Source organism: Microcoleus sp., from assembly GCF_049646505.1.
Classification (GTDB): Bacteria; Cyanobacteriota; Cyanobacteriia; order Cyanobacteriales; family Microcoleaceae; genus Microcoleus.
This window is the reverse complement of record NZ_JBARVX010000586.1, coordinates 1-5,449: the sequence shown is the minus strand read 5'-3', so window position 1 is coordinate 5,449 and position 5,449 is coordinate 1. Positions and strand designations below refer to the sequence as shown.

At 45.6% G+C, this 5,449-nt stretch carries 8 protein-coding genes and 1 pseudogene; 3 read left to right on the top strand and 6 right to left on the bottom strand.

Annotation, left to right across the window (positions count from 1 at the left end; all coding sequences use genetic code 11):
- Positions 1-243, bottom strand: a pseudogene (locus tag WBA89_RS27530) (hypothetical protein); the annotation flags it as partial.
- A 150-nt stretch (positions 244-393) separates the two neighbouring features.
- Between WBA89_RS27530 and WBA89_RS27525 the strand changes: the two are divergent.
- Together WBA89_RS27525 and WBA89_RS27520 are read left to right on the top strand one after the other, a co-directional pair.
- On the top strand, positions 394-738 hold the full coding sequence (locus WBA89_RS27525) for a type II toxin-antitoxin system RelE/ParE family toxin (RefSeq protein WP_424410818.1): 345 nt from the start codon (positions 394-396) through the stop codon (positions 736-738).
- A complete protein-coding gene (locus tag WBA89_RS27520; RefSeq protein ID WP_424410817.1) occupies positions 710-1,099 on the top strand; it encodes a DNA-binding protein in 390 nt (129 codons plus the stop codon). Before WBA89_RS27525 ends, WBA89_RS27520 begins: the two co-directional genes overlap by 29 nt.
- A gap of 16 nt (positions 1,100-1,115) precedes the next feature.
- Here the strand turns inward: WBA89_RS27520 and coaBC are convergent, their stop codons facing one another.
- The 4 genes from coaBC to WBA89_RS27500 all read right to left on the bottom strand — a co-directional run bounded on the left by coaBC (position 1,116) and on the right by WBA89_RS27500 (position 3,783).
- Positions 1,116-2,315, bottom strand: coding sequence for a bifunctional phosphopantothenoylcysteine decarboxylase/phosphopantothenate--cysteine ligase CoaBC (gene coaBC / locus WBA89_RS27515; protein WP_424410816.1), 1,200 nt, complete (start codon positions 2,313-2,315; stop codon positions 1,116-1,118).
- Between the two features lie 144 nt (positions 2,316-2,459).
- Complete coding sequence (gene isiD, locus WBA89_RS27510; RefSeq protein ID WP_424410815.1) at positions 2,460-2,672, bottom strand: protein IsiD; 213 nt, start codon at positions 2,670-2,672, stop codon at positions 2,460-2,462.
- 47 nt (positions 2,673-2,719) lie between these two features.
- Entirely contained in the window at positions 2,720-3,343 is a 624-nt protein-coding gene (locus tag WBA89_RS27505; RefSeq protein ID WP_424410814.1) for an alpha/beta hydrolase, read from the bottom strand.
- Between the two features lie 284 nt (positions 3,344-3,627).
- A complete protein-coding gene (locus WBA89_RS27500; RefSeq protein ID WP_424410813.1) occupies positions 3,628-3,783 on the bottom strand; it encodes a hypothetical protein in 156 nt (51 codons plus the stop codon).
- Between the two features lie 385 nt (positions 3,784-4,168).
- Between WBA89_RS27500 and WBA89_RS27495 the strand changes: the two genes are divergently transcribed.
- Positions 4,169-4,366, top strand: coding sequence for a hypothetical protein (locus WBA89_RS27495; RefSeq protein WP_193973435.1), 198 nt, complete (start codon positions 4,169-4,171; stop codon positions 4,364-4,366).
- 505 nt (positions 4,367-4,871) lie between these two features.
- Here WBA89_RS27495 and WBA89_RS27490 read toward each other — a convergent pair.
- Entirely contained in the window at positions 4,872-5,120 is a 249-nt protein-coding gene (locus WBA89_RS27490; RefSeq protein ID WP_424410812.1) for a hypothetical protein, read from the bottom strand.
- Positions 5,121-5,449: the final 329 nt, after the last annotated feature.

Here is a 5,449-nt window from a genome sequence, read left to right as displayed (position 1 = left end):
TGTTAAATCTTGTTTGGTACAGAATTTTGCCCAGCGGGAAATATTGCCCGGTAAAACTTGCCACTGACTGTACATTCCGTCATTTGCGGTTTGCGGCGGCGCGGCTTGTCGCAGTGCTTCTACGAGGGCGGAAACTTGCGCGTCGGTGACTGGTGCGGCTGCTGCTGGAAGTGCTTGCAATCCGAGGCTAATTATCAGGCTACCGAATAGTAGATTGGTTTTGGCGATCGATTTAAAATTCATTGACAATCCCCTGTTTGATTTAAACTTTGTTTCCTCAAACAAGGTTTACTATTTTGTCGGTAGAATGCCTCTGTCTTAAGTATGATTTGCCCACTTAATGCACTGTCATCGCACTTACGATAGGAATTGTCAATCAATTACGATAAAATTATGGAAGTACAACCCAGGGAAATTCGCAACTACCTGAGAGCAGATGGGACAAATCCTTTTGAAGATTGGTATAACTCGCTCCGGGATACCACAGGCAAAAATAGGATTCGGTTAAGGCTTAAGCGAGTCATGACTGGTAATCTAGGAGATTGTAAGTCCGTCGGAGAAGGAGTTTTTGAACTCAAAATTGACTTTGGCCCTGGATATCGGCTTTACTTTGGACAAGTCGGGCTAACAATTGTACTTCTGCTAATAGGTGGAGATAAGAGCACTCAAGAGCGAGATATTGGCAAAGCTATTCAATATTGGAGAGACTATGAAAGACGTGAAAGCACCAACGAGTAAGAGTTACCAAGAATTTCTGATCGAATCTCTGAGAAATGCCCAAGAAGCAGCAGGTTATATCGAGGTGACATTGACAGAAGCCAGCGATGAACCTAAATTGCTCCAAATGGTACTCAAAGACGTTGTAGATTCTCGGCTAAAGTTCAACAATTTATCAGAGTCAGCTCAACTTCAATGGGAAAAGCTTGACAAGATGTTGACCGAAAGTGCAGGTTCGGAAATCTATAGTTTGGTAGCACTGCTCGAAGCGTTAGGATTTAAACTAGAAATTACTATTGCAGATATTGAGTTGCCCGCTGACTCGGAATCAACGGAGATTGGGGAATCAGAATTATTGCCCGAACCAGCTAATGCAAGTTAAGAAGTAAATCGCGCCCTCACCCTTCCATCACAAAATCTAACAACCGATGAGCCATTTCTAACTTGCTGCAAGGTGCAATTTCTAGTTGCTTGCCGGCGGCATTAATTAATATTGCTTGATTGGTATTGCTGCCGAAACCTGCACCTATTTTGTCGATCGGGTTTGCGGCAATTACATCCAGTTTCTTCGATCGCAATTTCTCCAAAGCCGGCTTGACAATATCCCCAGTTTGTGCTGCAAACCCGACGAGTTTTTGGTGCGGCTGTTTCAATCTTCCCAACTCTGCCAAAATATCCGCTACCGGTGCTAATGGTAAACTATTCGGGAGTTGCTGCTTCGGCAATTTCTCACTGCTGTACTCAGCCGGTTTCACATCCGCAACCGCCGCCGCCATCACCGTCAAATCCGCATCGCCAAAGCATTCCAGCATCGCCTGCAGCATTTCTTGTGCACTCGTAACTGATCTCGCCCGCACCCCAGACAGCGGCAACTCGCCAGTTATACTGTGTACCAGCGTCACCGTCGCGCCGCGGTGCAGTGCGGCTTGCGCCAAAGCTATGCCCATTTTGCCCGTGGAAGGATTGCCGATAAACCGCACCGGATCGAGGTGTTCCCGCGTTCCTCCCGCAGAAATTAACACCCGCTTACCCGCTAAATCTCGATCGCCCTTACCATACAGCAGCGACTCAATCTGCGCCAAAATCTCACAAGGTTCTGCCATCCGGCCGACACCCGCGCGATCGCACGCCAGCATTCCCGCCCCCGGATTCGCAGCATGATAGCGCCGATAAGTCAACACTTCCCGCCAATTACCGGCAACCGTCGGCTGTTCCCACATATCCGTATTCATCGCCGGTGCCAGCAAAATCGGGCAACTAGAAGCCAAAACAGTATTAGTCAGCAAATTATCAGCAAAACCCCCCGCCAACTTAGCCAAAGTATTAGCCGTCAAAGGAGCGATCGCAAAAACTTCCGCCCATTCTCCCAGTTGAATGTGCAGCGGGCGGCCGTGATTTGCTTGCCAAAAATCCTTATCAGTAAAAGCAGGATGGCGGCAAAGAGTAGCAAAAGTCAAAGGCGTTACAAACTCAGCAGCAGCATCAGTAAGAATCACCTTAACTTCAGCTCCAGCTTTTGCTAAAGTTGAAACTACTTCGCAAACTTTATAAGCCGCAATCCCGCCGCTAACACCGATTAAAATTCGTCTGCCCTTCATGTCATTTTTTCATAAAAAAAAATCAAGAAAGAAGTTGAGATTAAAACAGACAACAATCTATAATTCATCTGTTCAACCCGCAACAAAAAATGCTGCTAACTTCTTCCTCAATTCCGTCGAAATTTTTGAGCTAGATTTTTAAGCCTATGCTTCGTCGTAGGCTTCCATATCCAGAAGGTGGAGATAAGGTTCAACCAGCTCCGGCCGCTGAAAAGCCAGCGATCGCAACAAATGCCAATCATTCAATCCCTCAAAAGGATCGGTATAATCGTCAACCTCCAAACGGACAGCCAATTCTGCCACGTCTTCAGAAGTAAGTAAAGCAATATCGCGCGATGCTTTGGTTAAAGTTTTCATGTTTTTTACCCCTGCCCTAGACTTCCGCCATACTATATCCTAAGCCTTTAATCAGATTTCGACACACTTTCTACAACAAAACTTCGCATTACATCTACAACTTCCGGCAGAATCTCGTGTCCCATGTTAAATTCTCGGTAAAGCACAGCAGCTCCCCAAGCAGTCAAACTGTCGCGCGATCGCACCGCAGCACTAATCGGCACAATAGTATCTCGAGTACCGTGCGCGATTAAAACAGGCGGCAAAGCACTCCCCGCAGCCGGCGAAATCGACGAATGCAAATAACCGCTCAGACAAATTAAACCCGCTACGGGCAAAGTCAATCCCACATCCAGAGTCATCGCTCCGCCTTGAGAAAAGCCCCCTAAAATCGTGCCAGACAAAGGCACCCCCGTGCTGCTTTCCAAAGAAAGCAAAAATTCCCTCAGCAATTGCCGGCTTTCTACCAATCCCCGAGCATCTTTGCTTTGAAGGTCATACCACGCTTTGCCCCCCGTTACTTGGGGATGGGGAAACGGAGCATCGGGAAACACAAACTGATAATCCGGCAAATTGAAAGCCGGCGCTAAGGCCGCCAAATCCCGAGCATTAGCACCCCACCCGTGCAAAGCGACAATTAAAGCGACTGGTTTGCCAGTTGTTGGCGGAATGCTAATAAATTGTAAAGACATTGTAATTAGTAATTGGTAATCTGGCCTGATGAAAATTATAAATTGTGGTGGCGGATCTAACCCAAGATATTTGGGCGTTACTGAATTGAAGTATGAGATTTCAAAACTCGACATCTCAAGCTCTTACTCTCTGCGAGGAGATCGTTTCTGTCTAAGTAGAATTTACAGTCAAATTCAGCAATACCAAAAACTGAATGGTTGAGTGTTAACTGTTGACTCGATTTTATTATTCCGATGCAACCGGAAACGATCTGACAAATTAAGACTGGCGCTGCATTTGTCAATTAGTAAGAATTACTCAAAAAAACTGCTTCTAACAAAAGTTGAAAATTCGCTATTTGGGCGTGAGCGGGGATAAATACGGCGATCTGCTCGATCGCCCAAATCTCAGTTTCCCACCCTGATTTGACTAAAAAATGAGTACAATTGCTGATTGACAAATACTTCTTCAGTTTGATTTTTTAGCAAAATCAAAGACGCGCGAAGGTGGACAGCACTCAAACAAAAAAATTATGTTTACAAATAATGATAGGTTTCCGGGAAAAAGCGGGAGAGCGAGACAATTACCCAATTACAAATTCCCCGCGAGCAATTACCAACCACTAATGACTGAGCAGGTGAATGGCAAAATATACAGGTATGGCTTGAGAGCAAAATGCAGCAAAACGAAGCAGTGACAAGAGTTGGGGGAACTTAACATTTTGTAGCATTTTGCGGTTGATTTGCGGCTGCTTACTCAATTAAAAAAAGCTATAACTTTGGAGAGGTACAGAGCCAACTTAAATTGGCTATCACTGTAAAAAAGGATTTAAGAGGCAGCAAATTATGAAAATCGCACAAACTGCTCTAAGAGATACAGTTCACCAATTAGCTGAGGAAGCATTTCACCTGAAGTTGATTTCTGGGTACGGCGACGGTCAAAACAGCAACGAATATCAGATTGTCTGGAACGGCAAACCGAGACACTTGCCTTTAGAACGGGCGCGTACAGTGTTGAGCAATTTGATCGAGCGATCGCACTAACTGCCGGTCGGACTCATTTAGGACTTGCGCTCATCAGCCCAGTTTCTCGGAGAAACCAACACCAGCACCGGCAAAAAATCGCATTTGAAAGCGGGTCGATCCGCGCCCCCGCGCCCGTCAGTCCTGTAATGTCAACTCATTTTTTGACCCTCCTTTGCCAAGAGGGGTTAGTTTTTTTCGATAGAAAAGTCGGAGGGCGATCGCATTTGTAATTCTTTGACAATCCTCGGCAGTCAGGCACGAGGATTGTCAGCGCTTGATGTCATGTCATCGGAGAACGATCGCCCTAAGCCTTGTTCTGATATCGTTTCCGGTTGCATCGGAACAATAAAATCGAGTCAACTCTCAACAATTCCCCAGGAGTGCAACCGGAATTGATATTACAGGTAATTTCCCGGACATAATATCGCGGAAATATCATGGTTAAAAAACCCAGTTTTTGCGTCCGAGACACCAATAAAGAGAAGAGGATTTGACCTCTTCTTTTATTGCTGAGGTTTCTGGTTTAAGCACTTTTCTGTTGGTCAAAAAACGAATTCTGCCCTTGTTCAGTCGATATTAAATTCCAGCCTTGAGTTTGCAGCTTCTGAAAAGTTGCCCATCCCTTAGAGCCGTCCGGTTCCCGGTAGTCCGATGCAGCAAACTGCGGAAAAGCTGTATAAGGCCGCCACGCTTGACGCACTTCAGTCCGCAAGTGCAATATCTTTTCTCCATTGCCTCCCAATCTCGGCAACCAACACATTTGTTTTAGCATTTTTAACACTCCAGAGTTTTACAGTAACGGTAATTTGCCAACATCGCCAATTAAACTTTTAGAACCCTAAAGCCACTGCTCGGAATATCTAACAGGTAACAGGGACGGATGAGATTTTCACCGATTACCAATTACTGAGGTAGCAGCAGTCGTCAAAGTTGAGTTGGGTTCTGCAAAGTTTCCCAGTCAAAAACTAGAAAACTAATACTGCCAAGGTATAAGCAAAAACAATCATCAGAAAAATGGGTTTGAAACCCCGTCCTTCTAGGACGGCTTTACATTAATTTAAATCCCCTTGCGGGGGAGAGGGGTATGGTTGCCCCTCTGTG

Excerpts from the sequence above, each read along its gene's own strand:
- WBA89_RS27495 (WP_193973435.1), top strand. The coding sequence starts at position 4,169 with ATGAAAATCGCACAAACTGCTCTAAGAGATACAGTTCACCAATTAGCT.
- WBA89_RS27525 (WP_424410818.1), top strand. The coding sequence starts at position 394 with ATGGAAGTACAACCCAGGGAAATTCGCAACTACCTGAGAGCAGATGGG.
- WBA89_RS27505 (WP_424410814.1), bottom strand. The coding sequence starts at position 3,343 with ATGTCTTTACAATTTATTAGCATTCCGCCAACAACTGGCAAACCAGTC.
- WBA89_RS27490 (WP_424410812.1), bottom strand. The coding sequence starts at position 5,120 with ATGCTAAAACAAATGTGTTGGTTGCCGAGATTGGGAGGCAATGGAGAA.
- coaBC (WP_424410816.1), bottom strand. The coding sequence starts at position 2,315 with ATGAAGGGCAGACGAATTTTAATCGGTGTTAGCGGCGGGATTGCGGCT.
- isiD (WP_424410815.1), bottom strand. The coding sequence starts at position 2,672 with ATGAAAACTTTAACCAAAGCATCGCGCGATATTGCTTTACTTACTTCT.
- WBA89_RS27520 (WP_424410817.1), top strand. The coding sequence starts at position 710 with ATGAAAGACGTGAAAGCACCAACGAGTAAGAGTTACCAAGAATTTCTG.